Source organism: Flavobacterium sp. N502540, assembly GCF_025947365.1.
Lineage (GTDB): Bacteria > Bacteroidota > Bacteroidia > Flavobacteriales > Flavobacteriaceae > Flavobacterium.
This window is the reverse complement of sequence record NZ_CP110012.1, coordinates 2,070,565-2,097,480: the sequence shown is the minus strand read 5'-3', so window position 1 is coordinate 2,097,480 and position 26,916 is coordinate 2,070,565. Positions and strand designations below refer to the sequence as shown.

Below are 26,916 nucleotides of genomic sequence, written 5' to 3'. Positions count from 1 at the left end.
TAATTTAATCGCAATTTCCGGTCCCAAATAGACTCGTTTTATATTCTGTAGCTTTAATATTTGATGTTGAATTAAAATTTACAATACCTCCATTAGTATATTCACGATACTCATCTATTAATTTCTGACGAAAATACATGCTTACTGTTACTTCTGAAGCTTCGGTCCTTCCATACTTTTTTACTACATCATCCATAACCAATTGAAGAACTTTCGCAGAAACGGTTGCAGCTACACCTGAAGTCACATCTCCATTCCCTTTATTATAGTTTATTGGCATGCCAAAACTTATTGATTGAGGATAATTAATAACGTGGGTTATTTGAACTTTATTCGGTGGAGTTAATAAAACAATTTTAAATTGAACATTTTTAACCACAGCTTCTTGCCAATTAGCCCCTTTTTTCGACGTAAAATTAAAACTCTCACAGCTGGGCGGAATAACTTTAGTTACCGTCGATCCTGTAGAACTACTACTTCCTCCACCTCCCGGAGATTTCACATACCCTTTCGGACTATTTCCCTTCGATCCTGAGTTTAAACTGCCTCCATAAGAGCCTCCAGCGCTTCCACCTCCTCCATATTCCTGTTTATTTTCGGATTTTTCCCTGCGAATAATCACTTCATCTAACTCAAAAGGATCTGATTTAGCCGTCGATTTATTCAGACGCTCTGCCTCCTCCGGAGAGATTACTCTAAGTCCTGTTAGTCCTGCTGTCGTATTGGAATTTTCAAATTTTGCTCCGTTTATAAATCCGCTTTCTAAATCCCAGGCAATGATATATCCATTAAAGTTAACTAAATCCGCTGAAATTTTTATTTTTTCTAAAGATTCCGATGACGGTATTATTTCATATAATGTAGCCGAAAATTCCTTTTTATCCTCTGATGGATACAAATACAATAGTTTTTGTCCTTTATACGCGTTACTAAGATTTCTATCTTTAACAACAACCACAATCGCCTCAGACCCATTTTCAAACTTTTCTGTGGTTGCACTATTCCAATCATAAATCTGATTTTTAAACGACGAATCAATTTTTGCCTTTGATTGATACTGTTCAAACCAAACCTTCGCTTCATTAACATCAATAGATTGTTCTATTATTTGTTTACCTCCTGCTTCTTCTAAAGCACAACGACCTGCCAATACTGCAACTCCTAAAACCATTAAGAGGATTGCTAATTTTTTAGTATTTTTCATACAAATATATTTTTATAAATATAAGAAAAATACTACAACTGATTTAGAGCGCCAGTTTTATTTCATAAAAAAAACCTGCTCGAACTAACGAGCAGGTTTTTTTTATGAGCTTTTAACTAACTAAAAACTAGTAGTTAAATTGCAATCTGTTATCTTCAATTTTTGCGTTAGCTTTCAATGCTGGTAAAATTCTACTTGTATCAGATGCGCTTTGTGCTTTTACTTTAGCAACGTATTCTGCGTGATTAGCAGCTGCAGGAGCTTTTACTGTACTGATGTTTTTCACTACATATACACCTGTATTACCTTCAATTGGAGCAGAGATTTTGTTTGCAGCTAATGCAAATGCATTACCTACTACTTTTGGCTCTTGTCCTACACCTCCAGGTAATACCGGGCTATCCATAGTTACGTTAGCCGCTTGTTGAACTGCTACACCAGCACTTTTAGCAATAGCTTCAAGTGACGAACCTTTCATTTTTGCTTTTAAGATCTCCGCTTTTTTCTTGTTCTTCAAAATTGACTCCACATAAGGTCTTGCCAAAGTTACAGATACTAAACCTGATTTGTTTTCGCTTTTGTATTGTGCAATTACGTGACCGATATTAGCCAATTCAAAACGTTTTACATCTCCAGTATTAGTTTCTTTATCAAATGCCCATCTGATGATGTTACGTTGATTTCCTAATGGACCAAATGCTTCGTCCATAGCTTTTGCAGTTATCGGAGCAGCCACTTTTAAACCTAATTCTTTTGCTGTAGCATTAAAATCTTTATCAGCAGCGTCCATTTCAAATTTAGTTGCCAATGTAAATACTTTATCAGAAGTAGCTTCGGAAGGCTCAATTTTTTGAGCGATAGTAGCTAAACGAATTCCGTCTTGTTTGTCGGTAATTTTGATAATATGAAATCCAAAAGGAGTTTCAACTAAACCAACTTTTCCAATTCCGTTACTGAATACAAAATCATTGAATGGTTTCACCATTTGGTTTGGACCAAAATATCCTAAATCTCCTCCTTGTTGTGCAGAAGAATCATCTGAACTTGTGAAAGCCAACATCATGAAACTATCAGGATTTGCCTGAACCTGAGCCAGAATTTCTTCTGCTTTAGCTTTAGCTTCTTCTTTAGTTCTTTTCTCTTTTGTATTTGGAGTTTGAGAACCTTCGTATCCAATTAAAATATGACTTGCTTTTGCATTAACTCCTGCTTTAAATCCTAAAGATTTAGAAATTGCATAGTATCTTCCGTAAACATACGGTCCGTAAATTGCTCCTGCAGGCAAACTGAATAATTTATCAGCATCAACAGCCGGCAAAGCATTTTTAGGTACATACGTTGAATCGTAAGGAACATCAGAATTTGAGTTTACAAATTCAGCAATGTTAGTAGCATTTTTAAATCCTGGCAAAGTATCGTTTTTACCCGTTTTAGCATTGTACTCTACTCTTCCGTTTAATAATGCAGTAATTTTAGCTTTAATTTCAGCTTCGTCTTGTTTTGAAGCCTTATCTTCTACTAAAACGTATTGAATTTCACGAGTTGCGTCCGCTTTGAATTTCTTCTCGTTTTTCTTCATATATTCTACAATCTCTGAATCAGAAATTTTCACTTCACTATCTTTAATTGAAGAATACAAAGCAGCAGCGTAAGCAAAGTTTACTTTGTTAGCTTCCATTTCATATTTTAGTTTTCCTTCGCTTACAGTAGTGTAAAGTCCAGATTTTACTAATGTATTGTAGATTTGAAATTTAGCGTTTAGCTCAGCATCTTTTTCTTTTTGAGAGATAAATTGTGCTGCTTCAGGATTCGTTTTAAAGTATTCTTTAAATTTAGCTACATCAAAAATACCAGCAGCATTTAAGAACATTGGGTTTTTACCAATATTCGGGTCTGCCTTTAAAACTTCAAGTAAGTGTTTTTCACCAACTCTCAATCCTAATTTATCAAACTGTGTTGATAATAATGCGATTGAAACCTCTTGGTCCCAAACTCTGTTTGCAGCTTCAGTGGAAGTAATTCCTTGACCACTTTTTTCAACATTACTAACTTTAACTCTAAAGTCTTCAAATGAAATATCTTTTCCATCGATGCTTCCCACATCTTTTGAACTTTGACCAAAGGTTCCTCTTGTGAATAGATCTTGTATTATAAATGCAAATAATGCAAGTGCAATAACTCCTATCAATAAAGCGGAACGCTGTCTAATTTTTGCTAAAACTGCCATTTTTATTATCGTTAATTTTATATTCAGTTTGCGAAAATACAATTATCTAGTTAATAACAATACAACTAGCGTTTTATTTTACACAATTTTTTTTATTAATTTAAAAAATCACTCTTTTATTGTCAATTTAACCAATTCTATTTTCTTATTTGTGGCTTCTTCAATCACAAAATGATAGTTTCCAATTCGTATTTCTTCTCCTTTTTGAGGAATTTCTTTGGTCGAATTGACAATAAAACCACCTAAAGTCCCGTAAGAATCCTCCTCAGGAATCGCTAATTTATAGGTTTCATTGAGATATTCTACATCTAATCGGGTCGAGAACAAATACTTACCTTCTCCCAATTCCTGCTCCATCAATTCTTCATCTAAATCATGCTCGTCTTCGATCTCACCAAAAAGCTCTTCAACGATGTCTTCTATGGTAATAATTCCGGAAGTTCCTCCGTATTCATCCAAAACTACGGCCACATTTTTTCGTTTTTTGATCAACAGATTTAATACATCTTTTATCAAAATAGTTTCAGGAACAAATTCAACCGTCATCAAAACCGATTTTATCGTTTTTGGTTTTTTAAACAAATCAAACGAATGCACATACCCCACAATATCATCAAGTGAGTTTTGACTCACTATAATTTTTGAATAGCCGGTCTCTACAAATACCTCTTTAAGATCCGTAACGCTGTCAAACAAATCAATATCGACAATTTCGGTACGCGGAGTCATAATATCACGAGCTTTTACACCTGAAAATTCCAGTGCATTCTGAAAAATCTGAATTTCAGAATCTACTTCTTCATCATCTTCAACAGCATTCATTTGTTCTGCAATATAATTTCCCAATTCAACTTTGCTAAAATACAACTGTACCTGATCTCCTTCTGTTTTAAAAAATTTACGCAGAATAAAATCTGAAATCCAAATGAAAAAAGTAGAAAAATAATAGAACAAACGATAAAACAAATAGGCCGGAATCGCAAAAATCTTGATTAATGAATTGGCGTAAATCTGAAAAAAAACTTTTGGAAAAAACTCAGCAGTTACCAAAACCACAAAAGTCGAAATAGCAGTCTGAATCAGCAAACTTGCTAAATTTGAAAAATGCCCTCCTGAATTGATGATCCATTTCAGAATCAAATCTCCCATGTAAAAGGCATAGACAACCAAAGCCAGGTTATTACCAATAAGCATTGCGGCAATAAACTTTGAGGGATTTCCGGTAAGTTTTGTTAAAATTCGTGAGGCAAAATTATCCTGTTTTTTTTCAATTTCAAGATAAATCTTATTGGAAGAAATAAAAGCAATTTCCATTCCTGAAAAAAAGGCTGACAATATTAAACATAATATTATAATCCCTATTTCCATTGTTTACTGCTTTTTATTACGGTCATCAAATTTCTTAACAAATTTTCTCCTGAAGAAGAACATAAATACTGCCATACCTGCAATTAAAAAACTTAAAGCGGCAGTATCATTTCCATCGTTTATCTTTGTAAAACCATCGTAAATAAAGTAAATCGCAAATATGATGTAAACGTATTGTGTATATTTTATGTAACCCATAATCTCTTTTTTTATTCGTCTGATTCGATCTCGCCGCTCACACGCTGCGAATTAATCACTTTAAAATCCTTACTAAAATCTATCCCTTGACCATTTGAGCTTCCTTTTGCATCTGTAAGCTTAAATTTCCTTTCGGTATAAAACCATTCATTATTCTGATCGAAGTACAGCTGTTCTGTTTCCAGCATTTGCCCTTCTTCAGAAGTGATTCTAACTTTTCCCTGCAGGTCAATTATGCCGGTTGGTTTATAAGACACTGCATAATTTGATCTTATAAAGGTACGCTTTTGGTTTTTATCGTATAAGGTAACATCAATTCCTTTTGGGAATTCAGTAAACGGAAAATCCAAATTAGAATAATCCAGCATTTTAGGACTTTTCAAAACCCCGGTTATACGCCCGGAATCTGTATATCTAATATCAACGGTATCTGCATCACTTCCGGGAACAAACTCTGAGAAGTTAATTTTCTGAACTTCTTTAAAATTACTTTCGCACCCAAAAAACAGTGTCACAGTAAAAACTGTGACAGCCGCTATTGTATATCTTTTTGATAAATTCATTTGTCAAATGTAGTAAATTGTAATGAGCTTAAAAAAACATAAAAGTTTATGTTTAATTGAATTTACTTTTCACGAACCATTTATCATTAAATGAGAAGCTCATACTAAAATTGAAATAGTTTTCCTGAACTAAACCTGCTGACGTTGTTCCTCTTTTTCCGAACTCAAGTCCTATATTAACATTTGAAAAAGATCCGTTATTAAGTGGAATCCCCATACCCAACGTCATTCCTAAATCATTGACTTCCTGATTATTTACCACCAAACCCATTTTCTCGTATTTTAACCCGGCTCTATATGTCATTCGGCTAAAATAGCTTGTAAACGATCCATAATTAGGAATATAGTACCCTCCTATCGCATATTTTTGATATTTTTCGTAACGTACATTATCTCTTGTATTGTAAAAATTAGCAAGCTCTCCCTCGCCCTGAAAAGAAATGGTAGTACCCACCAGCCATTTTCTGGCTTCACCGATACCCGCACCAAAGGTTATTTTATTTGGCAACTTTAGTTTATTTGTTTGCTCAGGAGTTAAAATTGGATCCGAATCACCATCTACCTGGATAACTCTTGTACTGGTTGAATTTAAGTTACTGGCAAAAGTATAATTCAAACTGGTAAACAAACTTAGTTTTTTATCAATTTTTGTTTGATACATTGTACCAATATTAAAATTAATACCCGATAATTCAGAAGCATTTGTTTCTCTGGTTGCGTTTTCAACATTTGTTCTAAGCGCTAAACTAGTAGTTGTAATTTTTCCGAAATTATATTGTGCATCAACTCCGATATTCCAGTTCTTTTTAATCTTATATCCTAAACCAAAAAACACTTTATTAACTCCACCTTTCCCCTGAAGCTGCGTACTTGTAGCCCCTTCTGTATCTGTAAGGTCATTTTGAATTTTATATCCGACAGAACTTAACGGAACCAAACCAAACGCTGCACCAAATTTTCCCATTGGAATTCCCAATGCCAAATAATCAAAAGTTGCTCTTTGTGCCTTTTCCGATTTTTCGCCTGTTTTCAGATTAGTTGTACCAAAAGATCCCCCAACTGTAAAAGTTGTAAACTTTAAACTCGCATAACTTGCAGGATTTTCAATATTCAGGTGAATACTATCCTGCTCCACCGCAACTCCTGACATCGATCTGTTTTCAAGGGTCCCTTTAAATCTTGTATCTCCAATTCCGTAGAAAGAATAAGGCGATGCGGTACCCTGCTGAGCGAATGAAACGAACGAGATAAGCAAACAAGCGCTTACTATAATTTTTTTAATCATTGTTGATTTTATATTGAAATGTTTGGTTCAAACTCTCCAAAAGGAAATTTGAATTGGCAAATATGGTATTTTTTAATCGTTTAGCCAAAAAATCTGCATCACCTCCCGTTAAAATTATTATAAAATTTGAAAAGTTTGCCCGATATTCATCGATAAAACCATCAATCTCATAGACGAATCCATTGACCACTCCGGAGTGAATCGCCTGTTTTGTGGAATCTCCAATATAAGAATCCGGAGACTCTAAAGTGAGTAACGGCAGTCTGGCTGTAAAATTGTGCAAAGATTCGTAACGCAATCTCAGTCCCGGAGATATGGCTCCTCCTAAATAATTATCATTTTCGTCGATGAAATCGTAGGTTATGCAAGTTCCGGCATCAATTACCAATCGGTTTTGTCCGGGGAACTTCAAAGTTGCTCCGGCCGCCAAAACCATTCGGTCTATCCCTAATGTTTTTGGAGTTGCATATTTATTGGTGAAGGGAAAAACATCCTCATGGGTTAAAAAATGAACTTTTAAATCCTTTTCGAAATTCAAAAAAGATTGTTTTTCGATATTTCCAACCGATGCAACAACCAAATCGGAGCATTTCTGAAATTTTTCTAAAATTTTTTTAATTTTTTTTTCGAGTTCATTTTTCTCAAAAATAAAAACTTCAAGAACAGTACCATCCTCAAATACAGCAGCTTTAATTCGGGTATTTCCAACATCAACCGTTAAAATCATGTTTGTTTTTTTAGCTAGGCGAAGATACGAATTGATTTTTTTAAAAAAATGTTTTGGATAAACGAAAAATGATTCTATCTTTGCACCCGCAATGCGCACAGCACGGTACCTTAGCTCAGATGGTAGAGCAATGGACTGAAAATCCATGTGTCCCTGGTTCGATCCCTGGAGGTACCACCAAAACCCACTCAACCGAGTGGGTTTTTTGTTTTTACTATCTTTCCTTCGTAATTAAACCAAAAAGAATAAACATTCTAACACAAACTTTTTTCTTTCCGATCAGACTTTGCGTTCCTTGTATAATCCTTCATGCACAGTACGGTTTCAAGTTCCAAGTTTTGAATTCCAAGAGCTAATACAGTAAGCGGTTGCTCTGAAAGGGCAGAAGCTTACGCGCAAAAAGTTGGATTTATACCATTTTCAGTTATATTTTATAAAAGAGCGATTTGTTCTTTATTGAAAATTATAATGTATAAGTTTGCTTTTGCCCTTTCAGGGCAATTCTGTGCCTTAATCTAGTTCATAGTACTGCGAACAATGCTGTTGCTTTTCGGGCTTTCAGCCCTTTTCTTCTCAAATTTTGTTCTTGATTCATAACTATTCTGCCCAAAAAACAATAATTATCAAATATTATCTTTTTGTTAAAAAATCATTAAATAAATAAAAAAATATCTTATATATTCGCGAAATAACACTTTATACTTTTATTCACCATCAAGTACACAAAGTCAGCTTATGAGCAAGACCTCTACAAAGAGCATCTGGAAAGTAATTTCGGCATCATCGATGGGAACCATGATTGAATGGTATGATTTTTATATTTTCGGAAGTTTAGCAGTCGTCATTTCAACTAAATTCTTTCCCAGTGATAATCCTGCTGCTGCATTCTTGTCGACTTTAGCCACTTTTGCTGCCGGATTTGTAGTGCGGCCTTTTGGAGCATTGTTCTTCGGAAGACTTGGTGATATCATTGGCCGCAAATATACTTTTATGGCTACCCTCTTATTAATGGGAGGCTCTACTTTTTTAATTGGCTGTATTCCGAGTTACGAAACAATTGGTTTTTTAGCTCCTTTATTGGTCTTAATTCTTCGCTTACTTCAGGGTCTCGCTCTTGGGGGCGAATATGGCGGGGCGGCTACTTATGTTGCAGAACACGCTCCTGCGGAGCAAAAGGGTTATTGGACTTCGTGGATTCAAACTACCGCAACAGTTGGTTTATTTATTTCTTTGATGGTCATATTAGCCACAAAAAATATTCTTTCGCCCGAGGATTTCGATTCCTGGGGATGGCGTGTTCCGTTTTGGGTTTCTATTGTGATGATTGGAATTTCGTATTTGATTCGTAAAAATATGGATGAATCTCCTGTATTTGCCAAAGCGAAAAAAGAAGGAACAACAAGCTCCAATCCTTTAAAAGAAAGTTTCGGGAATCGATATAACCTGAAATTTGTTTTACTCGCATTATTCGGCGCCACTATGGGGCAAGGTGTGGTTTGGTACACCGGACAGTTTTATGCTATGAGTTTTATGAAAACAGTGATGAATATTAATTCGTCACAAGTAGATGAATTACTGGGAATCGCATTGTTGTTCGGAACACCATTCTTTATTTTTTTTGGATGGCTGAGTGATAAAATCGGACGAAAACATATTATGATGGGAGGAATGCTGCTTGCTATTTTGTTTTACAGACCTATTTACAAAAAGATGTACAACACAACCGATCTAAAACACAAGACTGAAATAACCGAGAAAACAACTACAAATACAGCTGTTTTTAAAGAAAATCAAACCATTACCACTATTTCAAAAACCTATACTGACGGAACTACGTATACAGAAAAGAAAACAAACTTTGCCGATAAAAAAGAATCTCAAAGCAGTGTTGTTATAAATATCAATTCTAATGATGAATGGACTTTGATTTTCTTAGTTTTCATTCAGGTTTTATTTGTTACCATGGTTTACGGCCCTATTGCAGCATTTTTAGTGGAACTGTTTCCAACTAAAATCAGATATACTTCGATGTCACTTCCTTATCATGTAGGGAACGGGATTTTTGGCGGACTACTCCCGGCAATTTCAACTTATTTTGTAACTCATGCTAAAGCTGCCGGAAAAGATGATTTTTATCTTGACGGGCTTTGGTATCCAATTATTATAGCCTCAGTATGTTTTGTAATTGGAATGATTTACATCGATAATAAAAACAAAACAAATCACCTTTAATATACTATTTATGAATTCAATCAAACAAGCTTTAGGTGTTCTGTGGATTATACTGGCAATTGCAGCGACTTATTTTTGCATTTTCGAATTTGGCTTACCTAAACTGCTTTCAGACAAACAAGACGATCTTGTATTCGGAATCATTATTCTTTTCATTCTCACTCCATTAATCGTTTTGGGGTTAGGCACTTTTGGCTATTTTGCTGTGGCAGGAGAATACAATACTAAAAGACAATAAAAAACGAAAGGACTGTCTAAAAACAGACAGTCCTTTTCACCACTAACAAAACCAAAAATCTTTTACCCTAAGGTATATTTCAAACTTATTCGCACAATTATCTTTTAATAAACTTCATTATCTGAGTATGTCCATTCTCATCAACTGCTTTCACAAGGTACAATCCTGTTTTCAAATCGTTTACAGCAAACTGAGAATCCTTATTTCCTTTCGCATTAAAACTTTTCACTAATTGACCCGAAACTGCATACACCTGAACTTTTGACACTGGCACATTTAAAGTAAAATAATCTGTAACCGGGTTGGGATACAAATGAACTGTACTTCCTTTTTCAAAATCCGTAATGGCTAAATTTGCTACTTTATTGCCATAAACTCTATACTCTCCTGCAGGAAGATTTAAGGGAGCGTTTACATCAGTAACATTAATAGTAGTATTGTCCATCAAATTATACCAGGTACCTGTATATTGAAAACCTGTTGGAACATTTTGTGCAGTAACATCAAAATTTGCCACTATTAAAACATCCTTTAACTGAGTTGAAGACAAGGCCGGATTGGTAATTTTAATGTTAACTGATAAAGAATTTGTATTTGCAATTACAGGAGTTCCCAAAAACACAGGCTCTTTTGTTTTCAAGGTAATCATCTTTGCCCAGTCGTTGTAAATTTTACTACGTGCCGAATTACCCAGCCAGTTATTAACCCATTGAGGCTGTGGTTTAGTATCGAGTTTACAATCGCCCCCAATGGCATCGAAATCGGTATTGACTGAATTATTGTTACAGGTAAAAATAGAGTTCTCCCATCCTAATTCTCCAAAATGCCAGATCATTTTTGGCCCCGGAACTAACAATGAAACGGCACCAATTGCCGACATTCTGGACAATGCAGTGTCTAACGTTTTTACATTGTATCCCGTTCCTGAATTTCCGTATTGTATATTTTTATACATCAAACGTTCTTCATCATGACTTTCAGCATATCCCATTAATCGGTTTGCGGTAAAACCATGATTTCCGCTGGACATTCTTGAAATATTACTCTCACTTGCGTACCCCATTGACAATTGGTTATAGGGCCCTGTCATTTTTCCCCACATCATTACTCCTTTAGACGGTGTTTCAGCAATTCTGTAATTGGCCCATTCTTTTTCCTCTGTATCAGATCCCAGGTGTTCGAAAATTGTATAATGTGTAGGATCCAAACTCCATGAATAATCAGCATATTTCTTTAATACGTCTACTCTGTCCTGTTGATAGGCATCTGTACAGGCTCCATCCGAAGCCGTACAATTTTGCGTAAAACCTTTGGTTAAATCCCAACGGAAACCATCAATTTTATATTCTTCTATCCATTGTTTGATAACACGATCGACATAGTTCTGCGTTTTTAGCGACTGGTGATTGAAATCTTCCCCCACATTATAAGCATGTTTCGCCACTGTATTAAAATAGGGGTTTTCAGCAGTTGGCGAACCAAAACCATCTCCATCCGGATCATTCATCCACATTCTCACCATTGGATTTCTTCCGAAAGCATGATTTAAAGCAACGTCCAGAATTACCGCAATTCCATTTTGATGACACAAGTCAATGAATTCTTTTAACTTATCTGAAGTACCGTAAAATTTATCCAAAGCCATATGAAACGAGGTATTGTAGCCCCAGCTTTCATTGCCTTCGAACTCCATTACCGGCATTAATTCGATTGCATTTATTTTAAGATTTTTAAAATAATCGATACGGTCTATTAAACTTTGATAGTTTCTGGCTGCATCAAAATCACGAACCAAAACTTCGTAAACTACTAACTTTTCTTTTTCGGGTTTTACGAAATTGGTCACCTGCCAATTGTATGGTGTTTGTCCGGTTTTTAGAACGGTAACTTCAAAATTCTGTCCTGCCGGATAAACAGGCATGTTGGGATAAGAAGCTGAAGGAATAGAAGAATCATCATAAGGTGATAACACTAAAGTAGAATACGGATCGGCAGTTTTAACCATCGAAGGTGAATTAGCCAATGGTGTTGTATCAACCACCCAATATTGATAGGTATTATTGACACCTGAAACCAATCCCGTCAATTCTAACCAGAATTTACCCGACGTAGGGTCTTTTTTCATAGCATAAGCCGATGAAGGCTGCCAATTGTTAAAACTTCCTGCAACGTAAACAAAGTCTTTTAAGGGTGCATCCAAAACCAAAGTTGCTTTTGTAGCATCGGTCTGATTGTAGTTTATTCCGTCTGTCAAGCCCGCTGGCATTGCTTCTGAAACCGTATTTGGATTTACCACAACAGAAAACTTCTTTACAATAGTAGTTCCTCCCTGAGTCACACTCAGTTCATAACTCTGATTGCTTGTAATATTTGAGTGAGAATAAGAATAACTTGCCGTACTTGTATTGGTATTAATGGTCGCTCCGTTTGACTTCAAGATGTAACTTGCCACACCATTTGTATTGGTGGCCACTATATTAAAATTTGCACCTGAAGCAATAATTGTTGTACTATTTTCTGCAGGACTAGTGAGGCTTACCTGAAAGCTGCCTACTTCTACTAAAATATCCTGCGATTTTTTATCCCCATTTCCGTTTTTGGCTTTTACCAAAAAACCAATTCTTCCAATCCCTGTGGTATTGTAATAAACTGTTGGTGTAATGGTTTTGGTATACGTATCTGTACCCGAATTATAGGCAAACTTGCTCGCCTCGCTTGAGGCATCCCAGGAACCATTATCCGGACTTCCCTTCTGAGTAGTATCGTTGGTATCAAAAGCCCAGGCCCACATATACAAGGAATGGTCGGTAATTCCCCAGCTGCCTTCATCAACACTGGTACCGTTAATGGTGATGGTAATGGGTGTAGTCTCTTCAAAAGTTGACGGACTTACAGAGTGGCTTACGGTTTGCGATTGGGCAAAAGTTGCCACAGACCACAAAAATGTGATCAAAAGTAAAGTTTTTTTCATAATGTGGTTGATTGGTTAGTTAGTCTGACTAAAAAAGGGCTATCTTATAGCAGATAGCCCCTTTATGATAAAAAAACTTAGTTCTTTTTGATAGTATAAGTTTTTGCAGTAAAATCTATAACAATAGTATAATTTCCGGCTACTGTAATAGGAATATTAGCTCCTCCGGCATCTAATGTTAAATCATTTCCATCATCTCCATAATTAGTACCCCATGAATCATCTAGTCTAAATTTGATTTCACCTACTGTTAATGGTCCAACATAAGAATATTTTTTAGTACCTAAATCATAATCTAAATTGGTATCAGGGTCATTCCATCCGTTAGGAGTTGCAGAACCAATAATACCCCAATTTGGCCAAGCCGGGTATGGAGTTGCTGTAATTGTATAGGAATTTGAAACCTGACTTACTGAACCTGTTGTCCCCACAGAAGATCTAACACGTACATCAATCTGAGCTGCCTTAAATGGAGCAAAACCAGCATTTAAACAAGCTGTATTAAGGTCTGCAACCGTAAAACTTTTAAATTTATCGGTTGTCGTAGCCACTACTGTAGGAGCTTTAAAGTTAGTTCCTGCAGCAGCCATTTCCAAACTATAAGTCACAACAGTCTTAGTTCCATTATACTGAGCATCATCCCATACAAATGTTGTTGCTGCATTTGCTGCATTAGCATTTTGAAGCACAATGCTAAAATCTGATTTTGGAGTTAATAATACCGGTGCGGTTACTGCTTCAATTACAGGTCTGTCTTGTACATCATCCGCATTACATGATACCGTTAGTACACCAACGAATGCAAGTAAAATTCTATATATATTTTTCATTTTATTATTTTTTATAAGGTTAGTTAGTATCCTGGATTTTGTTTTAAAGTTGGGTTTGCCTGAATTGTTTTTAAAGGAATTGGCATCAAATCTCTGGAAGGATCTGTAGCGCTACCATTCATAACTCCACCTTTCCACTGCCAGATCTTAGATCCTCCTGTGAATTTTCCAAAACGAATTAAATCAGTTCTCCTGTGACATTCCCAAAACAACTCTCTTCCTCTTTCATTTAAGATAAAGTCCAGTGTCAGATCAGAAGCCGCAATTGTTGTAGCACCAGCTCTGGTTCTAATTTTATTCACATATCCTACAGCCGTACCAATGTTACCCGCACTTGCTCCTCTTACCGTAGCTTCAGCATACATTAAATAGACATCTGATAATCTATACATCGGAAAGTCCGTATCCGGAATATCATTTCTTTGTGCTGCAGTTCCATCAGAATTTACATTCGTATATTTAGTAACTGCATATCCTTCGGTAAAAATATCCACTCTGGCAATATCTAAATTTTGTCCTTTAGTATAAAAAGTTCCTCTTTTATCAGCTGTTGCAGTTGCATCAGGAAAAAGACTAACAAATTCTCTGCGAGTCCTAATTCCTGCCCAGCCACCATTCATTCCCTGAGCAGCCGCATCCATACTACCACCAATAGAAGCATGAAGTATAAAACTCATTCCACCACCAGTAGCTCTAATCGCATTTCCATCACTTACAACAGGGAAAATAAATTCGTTTTGAGCTCCGTTTCTATTATTATCTGCAGAAAATAAATTTTTGTACGGAATGTTAGCAAAAGTATATTGTGAGTTATCAATAATATCTTTACATACCGTTGCTGCTTCATTATTTCTATCTGTTCCTGTATAAACTTTTGAATTCAGATAAATTTGTGCTAATAAAAACTTAGCCGCCGTTTTATCTACTCTTCCATATTCATTTTGCTTAGAGGCTACCAGACCAGCATCGATATCTTTTAACTCCGATTCGATAAAAGCAAAAACTTCAGCTCTTGATTTCTGTACCGGATAAAAGAATCCTACAGGGTCATTTTCTGTTGTAATTGGCACATTCCCAAACAAGTCCATTAGATTGTAATACGAAAAAGCTCTTAAGAAACGAGCCTCTGCTCTAAATGCAGCTATTTGAGCTTTTAAATTAGCATCAACTCCTCTGGCAGTCAATTTATCATCTGTAGTTTGTCTTAAAAACTCATTGGCAACACTAATGTGATAAAATGCTCTGGAGAAAGTTCCATACAAGAACTCATTATCTGCCGACCATGTCTGTCCATTTAAGCTTGGTAAATTACCATCAGCCCATGCGATAATTGCTTCGTCAGTAGGGAATTCCTGTGTTACAAAAAGCAGTCTCAAATAACTACTAAAATCACCACCAAGTCCTGCTATATCAGGATTTCTTCCGGGTACATTTGCATCACCATCACCATCATTTCCTCCTACATACAATCCGGCATATAATTTCGCCAATACCTGTTTGTATGAAGCCGGATCCTTATAGAAAGCTTCAGAAAGAAATTCATCATCATCCTTCGGTGTCACGTTTAAATCGTCCGTACACGAGGTAAGCGTCATATTTAATCCTAAAATAAATAGGAAAAAATAAGATATATATTTAAATGATATTTTCATTTTGTTTGTTTTTTAAATTTTACTTATCAATTACCTTTTAAAAATTAGCATTTACACCAAATATAAAAGTACGCGCTCTTGGATACACATTGTTATCAATTCCGTTGAATTTCTCAGGATCTAAACCATCGTATTTCGTAAGTACAAAAACATTTTGTACTCCTGCTGAAAATCTCATAGAAACAGATTTCAACAAGGCTTTATCCAAAGTATACCCTAAGGTTACATTGTCTAATTTTATAAAAGAGGCATCTTTTACAAAATAATTTGATAAATAATTATTATTTGTTGTGAATCCGGTCTTATTATAATCAGAGCTAATATTACCCAGATCAGACTGTCTTCTCAATCCTGCTAATAAATATCCTTTGTCTGAACTTACGTTGTCATAAATATAATTTCCTAAACTGGCTCTCCAGTTCATTGCAAAATCGAACTTTTTGTAGTTTAAAGTTGAAAAAAGACCGAAAGTATAATCTGCTGATGGTTTATGGTATTTGTAACGGTCTCCGTCATCAATTTTTCCGTCTCCGTTTCTATCCGCATAAGCTCCTTCAATTGGTCTTTTGTTAGCATCATACAATTGCTCATAGACAAAGAATGAATTTGGAGCATATCCTACTGAATTTATCAAAATTTTATTTCCGGAACCTCCTGCGATATTATCTCCTACGATATATCCAGTGAAACCAGGTACTGTACTTCCTAAATCTGTAATTTTCTGACGAAGATAAGTAGCATTAAAAGCAACATTCCAGGTTAGATTATCATTTTTTACAACATCCGACTGAATACTAAACTCAACCCCTTTTGTTTCAAAACTTCCAATATTATTAAATCCCTGATTTCTTAAATTCGCACCGTCAGGAACTAAAACATCCGCTAGCAAATCGCTTGATTTTTTATCAAAATAGTTTACCGAACCTGTAATTCTGTCATTAAAGAATCCAAAATCAACACCAATGTTTGTTTCGGCCAATTCTTCCCATTTGATACCTGTATTATATCCTTCCGGTCTTGCTGTTGGATAAACCGTATTTCCGAAAATGTATTGAGAATTAATAGTTCCTAAAGTTACTCTTGGTAAAAAGTCATAAGCAGATGTAATGTCTTGCTGACCGGTAGTACCATACCCTACTCTTAATTTTAAACTTGAAAGTGTACTATTTCCCTTTAAGAATGATTCTTCCGCAATATTCCATGCAAAAGCTGCTCCTCCAAAATTACCCCATCTGTTTTCTTTAGAGAAACGAGAAGTTCCGTCTCTTCTATAATTTAAGGTCAATAAATAACGGCTGTCATAGTTTAAAGTCAAACGTCCAAAATAGGATTGCAGATTAACATCCGGATCTGTAGCAACATCCTCTCTAGGTGTTGGTTGTCTAACTTCCCCTGACTCGTATTTTTCTTTTTGGAATAACTGGTAGTTATATCCTGCTGTAGCATCAATTTTAAACTTCCCTAAAGTTTTAGTATAGTTTAAATACGTGTTTAAATTTTTATTTTGAAGCTGATCTGTATAGGAATTATAATTTCCTAAATTTCCCCAGTTCCCGCTACTAAAAGCATTTGGCTGGTATCCCAGAATACTTTGTGTGCTTTGTTGATTATACCCGTTGCTGCTAAATTTATCAATACCTGCTTCAGCAATAATTCTTAAGTCTTCAAAGAAATGAAATTTATAATCTACACTAATATTCCCCCATTTTCTGGTAGAAGTAGCTCTTTTATCCTCCTGATTTAATCTGGCTACAGGATTTCTGGCCGGTAATAAAGGCACGTTACCATTTGCTTCTAACCATTCGAAATAACCTCCATAACGAGAACCAGACTGATACACAGACTGTGTAGGGTCAAAAGCAAGAGCACTTCCAATTACTCCTCCTTCATCCTGAAATTGATTTTTAGCAAATGCAATATTACCGCTAATATCAATTTTTAAGTGATTGTCAAACAATACCGGATTTAACGATATCGATGTCGTAGTTCTTTCAAAAGAAGTGTTTCTTAGGATTCCAGGATTATCTACATTTCCAACAGATAAACGTACCGGCAATTTATCAAACAAAGCACCACTTACCGAAATATTATTGTTTGTTGTAAGTGCTGTATGAAAGATTTCATCCTGCCAATTTGTATTTGCTGTTCCTAATGTCGCTTTTTGCTGTGGTGTCCCTTTTGCATTTACTACAGCACGAAATTGATCTGCACTTAAAACATCTACTGTGTTAGCTACTGTATTAACACCAACCTGAGAGCTAAAATTAACTTTCACTCCACCTTTTGTTCCTTTTTTTGTGGTAATAACAATTACACCATTTGCAGCACGCGAACCATAAATAGCTGCTGCAGAAGCGTCTTTAAGAACCGTAAAAGACTCAATATCATTAGGATCTATGGTAGACAAAATACTTGTAGCACCGCTTGGTACAGCATTACTTAAAGGAAGTCCGTCTAAGATAATTAACGGATCATTAGAGGCACTTAAAGAAGATCCTCCACGAATTCTGATATCGGCTTTAGCTCCCGGAGCACCACCTCCAACAACATTCACACCAGCGATACGCCCACCGATTAAACTCTCCGGAGTAACGTTAATTCCTTTGTTAAATTCTTTGGCTGAAATTTGAGATACAGAACCTGTTGCATCCTTTTTCTTAACCGTACCATAACCTACCTGCACCACAACTTCTTTAAGCTGATTGGTATCTTCTTCCAAAGAAACGTTTAGTGTTTTTTGACCATTATAAGTTACGGTTGACGTTTTGTATCCGATAAATGAAACCAAAATTTTGTCCCCATTTTTTACATTAGATAACTGAAATTTACCGTCGAAATCTGTTGATGCTCCACCCGGAGACCCCTGTACATTTACATTTACTCCCGGGATTGGCTGTCCCGTTGCCAAATCGACAACTGTTCCGGTTAAAGTGCTTTGAGCTAACACAGTAAACGGCAACAAGAGGAATAAAAATAACAACTTTTTGTAAATTGTTTTCATACTTTTTGTTTAAATTTAGTTTGAGTTTTTGATTGTTAGTTAAGTTTTTAATTTTACTTCGAATTTCAAAATTAGGAATTAATTAACATGACCAACCGGTTGGCTTTTTTATTGGTTTACGAAAACGTGGTAGTGTTGAAAACTTTCTTTTTTTTGTAATCTTTTAAGTCAAAAATTGTCGATTTTAGAAATAAAAGATACCTTTATTAACAATTAGATTTTTTTCAAATAACAACTATGAAACGTAAAATAACCCTAAAGCAGATCGCAAAGGAACTTGACGTCTCTATTTCAACAGTCTCAAAATCACTAAGAGACAGTCAGGAAATAGGAGAAGAAACGCGCGCAAAAGTGCAGGCATTTGCAAAGTTTTACAACTACAAGCCCAACAATATTGCCCTTAGTTTAAAAAATCGAAAAACCAAAAGTATTGGTATTATCATTCCGGAAATTGTACATCATTTTTTCTCTACCGTGATCAACGGAATTGAACAGGTAGCCAATGAAAATGGCTACAGCGTTGTGATCTGTTTGTCTGACGATTCCTTCGATAAAGAAGTTTTGAATATGGAAATGTTAGCCAACGGAAGTATCGATGGTTTTATCATGTCGCTCTCTAAAGAAACACAATACAAAGGTGATTTCCACCATATTACCGAGGTTATCAATCAGGGTATGCCGGTGGTCATGTTCGACCGTGTCACCAATGATATTTTATGCGATAAAGTCATTATTGATGACAAAGCAGCTGCTTATGAAGCCGTTCAGAGTCTGATTGACAATGGCCGTAAAAAAATCGCTCTGGTCACTACCGTAGATTATGTAAGTGTGGGAAAACTCAGAACCGACGGTTACGAAAAAGCACTTCTCGATAATGGATTGCCTTTTAATGAAGATTTAATCATAAAAATTGAAGATGTAGACACCTGCGAAATCACCATCAGTCAGTTGTTGCATGACCGTGCGTTTGATGCTGTTTTCGCCGTAAATGAGCTTTTTGCGGTAACCATTATCAAAACCGCAAGCAAAATGGGCCTCAAAGTTCCCGAAGACATTGCTGTAATTGCCTTTACTGACGGAATTATTTCTAAATACTCTACTCCAAGCATCACAACCGTAAGCCAGAGTGGTGAAAAAATGGGAAATAAAGCCGCTAAAATGCTGATCGAAAGACTCGAAGCCGAACATGAGGACGATGAAGAAGAGAACGAAAATTACACCACAGAAGTTATTGAAACCCATCTGATAAAAAGAGAATCTACTGACTAAAAACCTAAAAATCAAGATTTTCTAAAGTCACAAACAACATTTATGACTTTTTTGTTAGCGTATTTAAAAAAATAATTAATACTTTTACGCCTGCTCAAAGCTTTTACTTTTACTTCGAAAATAATAAGTAAGTTTTGATAAGCAAAGCGCTTATCGTCTAATTAATTCTTTAATTACGATAATGGAAAAGCGTAAATTAAGTTTCTGGGAAATTTGGAACATGAGTTTCGGTTTCTTGGGAATACAGTTTGGTTTTGCACTGCAAAATGCAAATACTTCAAGAATTTTTGAAACTCTGGGTGCCAAAATTGACGAAATTCCAATTTTATGGATTGCGGCTCCGGTTTCAGGATTAATTATCCAACCCGTAATTGGTTATTTTAGCGATAGAACCTGGACTCGTTTAGGCAGACGCCGCCCCTATTTTCTAATTGGTGCCATCTTGTCTTCTGTTGCCCTATTCATCATGCCCAACTCTCCAACTTTATGGATAGCTGCCGGTACTTTATGGATTATGGACGCGTCGATAAATGTTTCAATGGAACCTTTTCGCGCTTTTGTTGGAGATAATTTACCTGAAAAGCAGCGTACTTTAGGTTTTGCCATGCAAAGTTTCTTTATCGGAACTGGTGCGGTTGTCGGTTCGGTTTTACCCTATCTTTTTACCAATGTTTTCGATGTAAGCAATACGGCTCCGGAAGGAATTATACCGGACTCTGTTAAATGGTCCTTTTATATTGGCGGAATTGTTTTCCTGCTTTCTGTTTTATGGACTGTTTTTAAAACAACAGAATACACGCCCGAAGAACTCCATGCTTTTGAAGTTCAAAGCAAAAAAGACAAGGAGGATCCTATCCTTAATCCGGAAACAGAATCTGAAAGCAACATTAAAAGACAATTCTTTCTAGGGTTACTATTGGCCGTAGTTGGAACTTTGGTCTCCTTTTTAATTTTCGAGAACAGTCTGGCTAAAGAACTTTACATTTTGTTTATCGGATTGGTTTTCATGGGTGTTCTATTCATGATTGCTTCACAATTAAGAACTTCAAGGGTTCACAATGGTTTTACAATCATCATGACCGATCTTTTGAACATGCCTGTCACGATGAAAAAACTGGCCTGGGTGCAGTTCTTCTCCTGGTTTGCCTTATTCTCAATGTGGATTTATACGACACAAGCGGTTACACAGCATATTTTTGGTACTACAGACACTACTTCCAAAATTTACAATGATGCCGCCGACTGGGTTTCGGTTTTGTTTACAGTTTACAACGGAGTGGCTGCAGCAGTTGCTTTTTTATTGCCGGTTATTGCCAAAAAAGTAGGTGTTAGAGCAACACATTTATTGGCCTTATGCGCTGGAGGTGTTGGTTTAATCTCCATTTATTTTATTGGCGACAAACAAATGCTCATTCTTCCAATGTTGGGAGTAGGTATCGCGTGGGCAAGTATACTGTCAATGCCTTATGCCATGTTATCCGGAGCTTTACCCGCAGCAAAAATGGGATATTATATGGGAGTTTTCAACTTCTTTGTAGTAATACCGCAAATTGTAGCTGCCACGATCTTAGGATTTGTCATCAAACAATTCTTTCACAACGAACCTATCTACGCCTTAATTATCGGAGGTGTATCTATGATATTTGCCGGATTACTTACTCTTAGAGTAAATAGCAGAACTAAAATTGAAATTCATGAATAATAAAAAAGCATTCATCTTCGATCTTGACGGAGTGATCGTTGATACCGCTAAATACCACTTTTTAGCCTGGCAAAAGATTGCAAAGGCCTTAAATATAAATTTTACACACGAACACAACGAATTACTTAAAGGAGTAAGCCGCGTGCGTTCGTTAGACATAATCCTAGAATTAGGAAACGTTCCCGCTTCTCAGGAAGACAAAGACAAATGGCTCATTCAAAAAAACGAAGACTACTTGTCTTATTTGGTTGACATGGATGAAAGCGAAATTCTTCCCGGAGTTTTTAAAATTCTTCAATTTTTAAAAGAACAAAATCAGGGAATTGCATTGGGTTCTGCCAGTAAAAATGCACGCCCGATTCTGGAGAAAACCGGAATACTTTCGTACTTCGATGTGATTGTAGACGGAAACGACGTTACCAATGCCAAACCGGACCCTGAAGTTTTCTTAAAAGCGGCTCAATTGTTACAGATTAGCCCTGAAAATTCTTTTGTTTTTGAAGATTCAGTTGCCGGAGTTCAGGCCGCTAATATTGGAAAAATGACCAGTATCGGAATCGGTTCAAAAACAATTCTACATGAGGCTCATTATATCTTTGAGGATTTTACCTCAATGGATACTCCTTTCATCGAATCGTTAATTAGGAAATAAGATAATTTGTCAATTCGAAAATAGTAAAGAAATCATCCAATTGACACATAATCAAATTTAAAAAAATCATCAATCAAAAATTAAAACAGTAATTAATTAACCATTAGAAAGATCCAAATTAAATATTACAGTCAAAAAAAGATCCAATTCCCTAATTGACAGAATATCTAATTATCTAATTGGCGAATTATCTAATTAAGAAAAAAAAATGAATCAAGATTACATTAAACCAGACAATTGGTCCATCATCGAAGAAGGCTTTGACGCTGAGAGAGTAAAATCATCAGAAAGTCTTTTTAGCATCGGAAATGGTGCTATGGGACAACGTGCCAATTTTGAAGAAACCTATTCGGGTGAGACTTTTCAGGGAAGCTACATTGCCGGAATCTATTATCCGGACAAAACAAAAGTAGGCTGGTGGAAAAACGGATACCCTAAATACTTCGCCAAAGTATTAAACGCTCCAAACTGGATTGGAATTGACATTCAAATCAACGAAGAAAACCTGGATTTAAACCATTGTACTGCTGTGAAAAATTTTCGCAGAGAATTGAATATGAAAGAAGGCTGGTACAATCGTTCTTTTGAGGCGACCTTAAAAAACGGAACCGAAATTGCCGTAAACATTCGTCGTTTCCTTTCTTTGGATCTGGATGAAACCGGAATCATTAAGTACGAAATCACTCCTTTGAACAAGGATGCCAAAATTGTTTACAAACCTTATATAGATGCAGGAGTTACCAATGAAGATGCCAACTGGGACGAAAAATTCTGGGAGCCTCTCGAAGTTAAAAAAGGAACAAATGAAGCTTTTGTAACGGCGCAGACTTTTAAAACGCATTTTAAAGTAACCACTTTTATGCACAATACGATTTTTGCAAACGGAGAAAACGTAAACATTTCGCCTTCAACAATCGATTCAACTGTCGATAAAGTTCAGTTTACTTACGGTACCATTATCGCAAAAGGGCAAACCTCATCTATTCAAAAAATTGGTGGTTATACCGTTTCTTTAAATCACGAGAATACCTTAACTGCTGCCGAAAAATGCATTAAAACTGCCGTTGCTCTGGGTTACGATACTTTACTTCAGAATCAAATCAATGCCTGGAGTAAAATCTGGGAAATGTCAGACATTACCATTGATGGAGACGTAAAAGCACAACAGGGAATCCGTTTTAATATTTTTCAGTTAAATCAGACTTACTTAGGAAAAGACAGCCGTTTGAATATCGGACCTAAAGGTTTCACCGGAGAAAAATACGGTGGATCTACCTATTGGGACACTGAAGCTTATTGCATTCCGTTTTACATGGCCACTAAAGATCAGCAGGTTGCCCGCAATTTGTTGACCTACCGTTTCAACCAATTGGACAAAGCAATTGAAAATGCCAAAGACAATTTAGGCTTTAAAAACGGTGCTGCTTTGTACCCAATGGTAACCATGAACGGTGAAGAGTGCCACAACGAATGGGAAATCACACACGAGGAAATCCACAGAAACGGTGCTATCGCTTTTGCGATTTACAACTACCACCGTTTTACCGGAGACTACTCTTATATTCCTGAAAAAGGTTTAGAAGTACTTATCGGGATTGCACGTTTCTGGCACCAAAGAGCTTCTTTCTCTAAGGCCAAAAATCAATATGTGATTCTGGGCGTTACAGGTCCGAATGAATACGAGAATAATATCAACAATAATTTCTACACCAATTATATTGCAAAATGGTGTATTGATTATGCTGAAAAACAAATTAACAAAGTGGCTGCCGAATATCCTGCAGATCACCAACGAATTATAGAAAAAGTAGATCTTTCTCCAGCTGAAATTCAGGAATGGAAAAAAGTCGCCGGCAACATGTATTTCCCAACTTCAGATGAATTAGGAATTTATTTGCAGCAAGATGGTTTCTTAGACAAGGAATTAGTTCCTGTAAAAGACTTAGACCGTTCTCAGCGTCCTATCAATCAAAAATGGTCCTGGGATCGTGTATTGCGTTCACCTTACATCAAACAAGCCGATGTTTTGCAGTGTTTTTATTTCTTCGAAGATCATTTTTCTAAAGAAGAATTAAAACGTAATTTTGAGTTTTACGAATCTTTTACGGTTCATGAAAGCTCGCTGTCGCCTTGTGTTCACTCTATTCAGGCTGCTGTTTTAGACAAAATGGACATGGCTTATACCTTCTATTTAAGAACCTCTCGTTTGGATCTCGATGATTATAACAAAGAAGTTGAAGAAGGCTGTCATATTACCTCAATGGCCGGAACATGGATGAGTATCGTAGAAGGTTTTGGCGGAATGCGTGTGAAAAACGATCAGCTTCATTTTTCGCCAAAAATCCCAAAAGAATGGAACGGTTATTCTTTTAAAATTAATTTCAGAAATCAAATTTTAAAAGTAGCTGTAAATCATAATGGAACAACTTTTACAGTAGACGGTGATCAGGATTTAACCCTTGTAGTTAATGGAAATCCGGTAACCGCAGAAAAATTGTTTCAAACCAATTAATACAACACACTTAAAAACTTAACAACATGAAAAACTTATTTTTCGCAAGTTTAATCCTGTTTGCTTTCAGCTCAATAGTAAAAGCACAACAATTAAAATCACCCGAAGGAAAGTTCGTAATGGAGTTTTCGCTTCAAAATGACGGAACTCCGGTTTACAATCTGAAATACAAAAATAAAGACATTGTAAAAACCAGTAAATTAGGTCTTGAACTTAAAGATGATAAAAAATCTTTACTGAATGACTTTACAGTTGTTGACAGCAAAACAAGCACTTTTGACGAAAACTGGAAACCGGTTTGGGGAGAAGTAGATCAGATCAGAAATCATTACAATGAACTGGCTGTAACTTTAAACCAAAAAGGAACTGACCGTCAAATAGTAATTCGTTTCCGTTTGTTTGATGACGGATTAGGATTCCGATATGAGTTCCCAACGCAAAAAAATCTTACCTATTTTGTAATCAAAGAAGAGAGAACACAATTTGCAATGGCGGGTGACCACACTGCATTCTGGATTCCGGGAGATTACGACACTCAGGAATACGATTATACCAAATCGAAATTATCTGAAATCAGAGGTTTATCTCAAAAAGCATATACTGCCAACGTATCTCAGAAATCTTTTTCTCCAACAGGAGTTCAGACGTCTTTGATGCTAAAAACTGCTGATGGTATTTACATCAACTTACACGAAGCAGCTTTGATCAACTATTCTTGTATGCACCTGAATCTAGATGATAAAAACATGATTTTTGAGTCTTGGTTAACTCCAGATGCAAAAGGTGATAAAGGATACATGCAGGCACCAAGTCATTCGCCTTGGAGAACGATTATGGTAAGCGATGATGCGAGAGAGATCTTGGCTTCAAAAATGACTTTAAACTTAAACGATCCGTCAAAAATTGATGATACTTCATGGATTAAACCTGTAAAATATATTGGGGTTTGGTGGGAGATGATTACAGGAAAAAGTTCTTGGTCTTACACCAATGATTTTCCAACCGTACAATTAGGTGTTTCTGATTTCTCGAAAGCAAAACCAAACGGAACACACGGAGCGAATAATGCTAATGTAAAAAAGTACATTGATTTTGCTGCTGCAAATGGTTTTGACGCTGTTTTGGTTGAAGGATGGAACGAAGGCTGGGAAGACTGGTTTGGACACTCTAAAGATTATGTTTTTGATTTCGTAACGCCTTACCCGGATTTTGACGTGAAAGGTTTACATGAATATGCAAAATCAAAAGGTGTAAAAATCATCATGCACCATGAAACGTCAGGTTCAGTTCGTAACTACGAGCGCCATATCGACAAAGCTTACCAATTCATGAAAGACAATGGGTATGACGCCGTAAAAAGCGGTTATGTTGGAGACATTTTACCTCGTGGTGAAAATCATTACGATCAGTGGATTGTAAACCACTATCAATACGCTATCGAAAAAGCAGCCGATTATAAAATTATGGTGAACGCTCACGAAGCCGTTCGTCCAACCGGAATTTGCAGAACGTATCCGAACTTAATTGGAAACGAAGCAGCGAGAGGAACTGAATACCAGGCTTTCGGAGGTTCTAAACCAAACCACGTAACGGTTTTACCATTCACCCGTTTAATTGGAGGTCCAATGGATTACACTCCGGGAATCTTCGAAATGGATATCAGTAAAATGAATCCGGACAACAAATCACACGTAAACAGCACATTGGCAAATCAATTGGCTTTGTATGTTACCATGTACAGCCCATTGCAAATGGCTGCTGATACTCCTGAGAACTACAACCGTTTTCCGGATGCTTTTCAATTCATTAAAGATGTTGCTGTAGACTGGTCTGAAAGTAAATACATCGAGGCTGAACCAGGCGATTTTATTACTGTTGCCCGTAAAGCAAAAGGAACCAACAACTGGTTCGTTGGGAACGTAAACGGAGAAACTGCCCGTACCTCAACCATCGATTTCAGTTTCCTTGAAAAAGGCAAGAAATATACGGCTACCATCTACGCTGATGCAAAAGATGCCCATTACAAAACCAATCCGCAAGCTTACACCATCAAAAAAATAGCGGTGACCAATAAATCAAAATTATCTCAGTTGTCTGCTCCTGGCGGCGGTTATGCGATCAGCATTATCGAAACGAAGTAATTTTTAAAGACAAGTGATTTCCCCCAGAATTACTTGTCTTTTTTTTTATCAACATCTTTTTGTTACATCGGGCTAGTTGTCACATCGAGCTAGTTGTCACATCGAGCGAAGTCGAGATGTGGCCGAAGTTCTCGACTCCGCTCG

The 26,916-nt window shown here is 36.3% G+C and carries 18 protein-coding genes and 1 tRNA gene; 8 read left to right on the top strand and 11 right to left on the bottom strand.

Going from position 1 to position 26,916, the window contains the following annotated elements; translation table 11 throughout:
- Nucleotides 1-4: 4 nt before the first annotated feature.
- The 7 genes from OLM58_RS09260 to OLM58_RS09230 form a co-directional block, all read right to left on the bottom strand.
- Entirely contained in the window at nt 5-1,204 is a 1,200-nt protein-coding gene (locus OLM58_RS09260; RefSeq protein WP_264532061.1) for a hypothetical protein, read from the bottom strand.
- Nucleotides 1,205-1,331: 127 nt separating this feature from the next.
- Entirely contained in the window at nt 1,332-3,431 is a 2,100-nt protein-coding gene (locus OLM58_RS09255) for a peptidylprolyl isomerase (RefSeq protein WP_264532060.1), read from the bottom strand.
- Nucleotides 3,432-3,539: 108 nt separating this feature from the next.
- Entirely contained in the window at nt 3,540-4,799 is a 1,260-nt protein-coding gene (locus OLM58_RS09250) for a hemolysin family protein (protein WP_264532059.1), read from the bottom strand.
- A gap of 3 nt (nt 4,800-4,802) precedes the next feature.
- Nucleotides 4,803-4,997 (bottom strand): hypothetical protein, encoded by a 195-nt coding sequence (locus OLM58_RS09245; protein WP_017494781.1) that lies wholly within the window; start codon nt 4,995-4,997, stop codon nt 4,803-4,805.
- An 11-nt stretch (nt 4,998-5,008) separates the two neighbouring features.
- Nucleotides 5,009-5,560 (bottom strand): LPS export ABC transporter periplasmic protein LptC, encoded by a 552-nt coding sequence (gene lptC, locus OLM58_RS09240; RefSeq protein ID WP_264532058.1) that lies wholly within the window; start codon nt 5,558-5,560, stop codon nt 5,009-5,011.
- Between the two features lie 52 nt (nt 5,561-5,612).
- Entirely contained in the window at nt 5,613-6,845 is a 1,233-nt protein-coding gene (locus tag OLM58_RS09235) for a hypothetical protein (RefSeq protein ID WP_264532057.1), read from the bottom strand.
- Nucleotides 6,838-7,572 (bottom strand): type III pantothenate kinase, encoded by a 735-nt coding sequence (locus OLM58_RS09230; protein ID WP_264532056.1) that lies wholly within the window; start codon nt 7,570-7,572, stop codon nt 6,838-6,840. Before OLM58_RS09230 ends, OLM58_RS09235 begins: the two co-directional genes overlap by 8 nt.
- Before the next feature lie 104 nt (nt 7,573-7,676).
- On the opposite strand from OLM58_RS09230, the gene OLM58_RS09225 reads away from it, so the two are divergent.
- The 3 genes from OLM58_RS09225 to OLM58_RS09215 all read left to right on the top strand — a co-directional run bounded on the left by OLM58_RS09225 (nt 7,677) and on the right by OLM58_RS09215 (nt 10,042).
- Nucleotides 7,677-7,752, top strand: a tRNA-Phe gene (locus OLM58_RS09225).
- A gap of 555 nt (nt 7,753-8,307) precedes the next feature.
- The gene (locus OLM58_RS09220; protein WP_264532055.1) at nt 8,308-9,804 is read left to right on the top strand and encodes an MFS transporter; all 1,497 of its coding nucleotides are present in this window, start codon (nt 8,308-8,310) and stop codon (nt 9,802-9,804) included.
- Between the two features lie 10 nt (nt 9,805-9,814).
- Nucleotides 9,815-10,042 carry a DUF6814 family protein gene (locus tag OLM58_RS09215; protein ID WP_264532054.1) on the top strand — a complete coding sequence of 76 codons (228 nt, stop codon included), beginning with the start codon at nt 9,815-9,817 and terminating at the stop codon, nt 10,040-10,042.
- A gap of 97 nt (nt 10,043-10,139) precedes the next feature.
- Here OLM58_RS09215 and OLM58_RS09210 read toward each other — a convergent pair whose 3' ends face one another.
- The 4 genes from OLM58_RS09210 to OLM58_RS09195 form a co-directional block, all read right to left on the bottom strand.
- Nucleotides 10,140-13,013 (bottom strand): alpha-amylase family glycosyl hydrolase, encoded by a 2,874-nt coding sequence (locus OLM58_RS09210; RefSeq protein ID WP_264532053.1) that lies wholly within the window; start codon nt 13,011-13,013, stop codon nt 10,140-10,142.
- A 77-nt stretch (nt 13,014-13,090) separates the two neighbouring features.
- Nucleotides 13,091-13,843, bottom strand: coding sequence for a SusE domain-containing protein (locus OLM58_RS09205; protein WP_264532052.1), 753 nt, complete (start codon nt 13,841-13,843; stop codon nt 13,091-13,093).
- Between the two features lie 23 nt (nt 13,844-13,866).
- Complete coding sequence (locus OLM58_RS09200) at nt 13,867-15,495, bottom strand: RagB/SusD family nutrient uptake outer membrane protein (protein WP_264532051.1); 1,629 nt, start codon at nt 15,493-15,495, stop codon at nt 13,867-13,869.
- A 37-nt stretch (nt 15,496-15,532) separates the two neighbouring features.
- On the bottom strand, nt 15,533-18,496 hold the full coding sequence (locus tag OLM58_RS09195) for a SusC/RagA family TonB-linked outer membrane protein (protein WP_264532050.1): 2,964 nt from the start codon (nt 18,494-18,496) through the stop codon (nt 15,533-15,535).
- A 237-nt stretch (nt 18,497-18,733) separates the two neighbouring features.
- On the opposite strand from OLM58_RS09195, the gene OLM58_RS09190 reads away from it, so the two are divergent.
- From OLM58_RS09190 to OLM58_RS09170, 5 genes are all read left to right on the top strand, one after another.
- Nucleotides 18,734-19,765: a LacI family DNA-binding transcriptional regulator gene (locus OLM58_RS09190; protein ID WP_017494772.1), complete on the top strand. Its 1,032-nt coding sequence runs from the start codon at nt 18,734-18,736 to the stop codon at nt 19,763-19,765.
- 181 nt (nt 19,766-19,946) lie between these two features.
- Nucleotides 19,947-21,467 carry an MFS transporter gene (locus OLM58_RS09185; RefSeq protein WP_264532049.1) on the top strand — a complete coding sequence of 507 codons (1,521 nt, stop codon included), beginning with the start codon at nt 19,947-19,949 and terminating at the stop codon, nt 21,465-21,467.
- Nucleotides 21,460-22,119 carry a beta-phosphoglucomutase gene (pgmB, locus tag OLM58_RS09180; protein ID WP_264532048.1) on the top strand — a complete coding sequence of 220 codons (660 nt, stop codon included), beginning with the start codon at nt 21,460-21,462 and terminating at the stop codon, nt 22,117-22,119. The genes OLM58_RS09185 and pgmB overlap by 8 nt, the downstream gene beginning before the upstream one ends.
- A 208-nt stretch (nt 22,120-22,327) precedes the next feature.
- Nucleotides 22,328-24,631: a glycoside hydrolase family 65 protein gene (locus tag OLM58_RS09175; protein WP_264532047.1), complete on the top strand. Its 2,304-nt coding sequence runs from the start codon at nt 22,328-22,330 to the stop codon at nt 24,629-24,631.
- A 26-nt stretch (nt 24,632-24,657) separates the two neighbouring features.
- On the top strand, nt 24,658-26,772 hold the full coding sequence (locus tag OLM58_RS09170) for a glycoside hydrolase family 97 protein (RefSeq protein WP_264532046.1): 2,115 nt from the start codon (nt 24,658-24,660) through the stop codon (nt 26,770-26,772).
- The last annotated feature ends 144 nt before the right edge of the window (nt 26,773-26,916 follow it).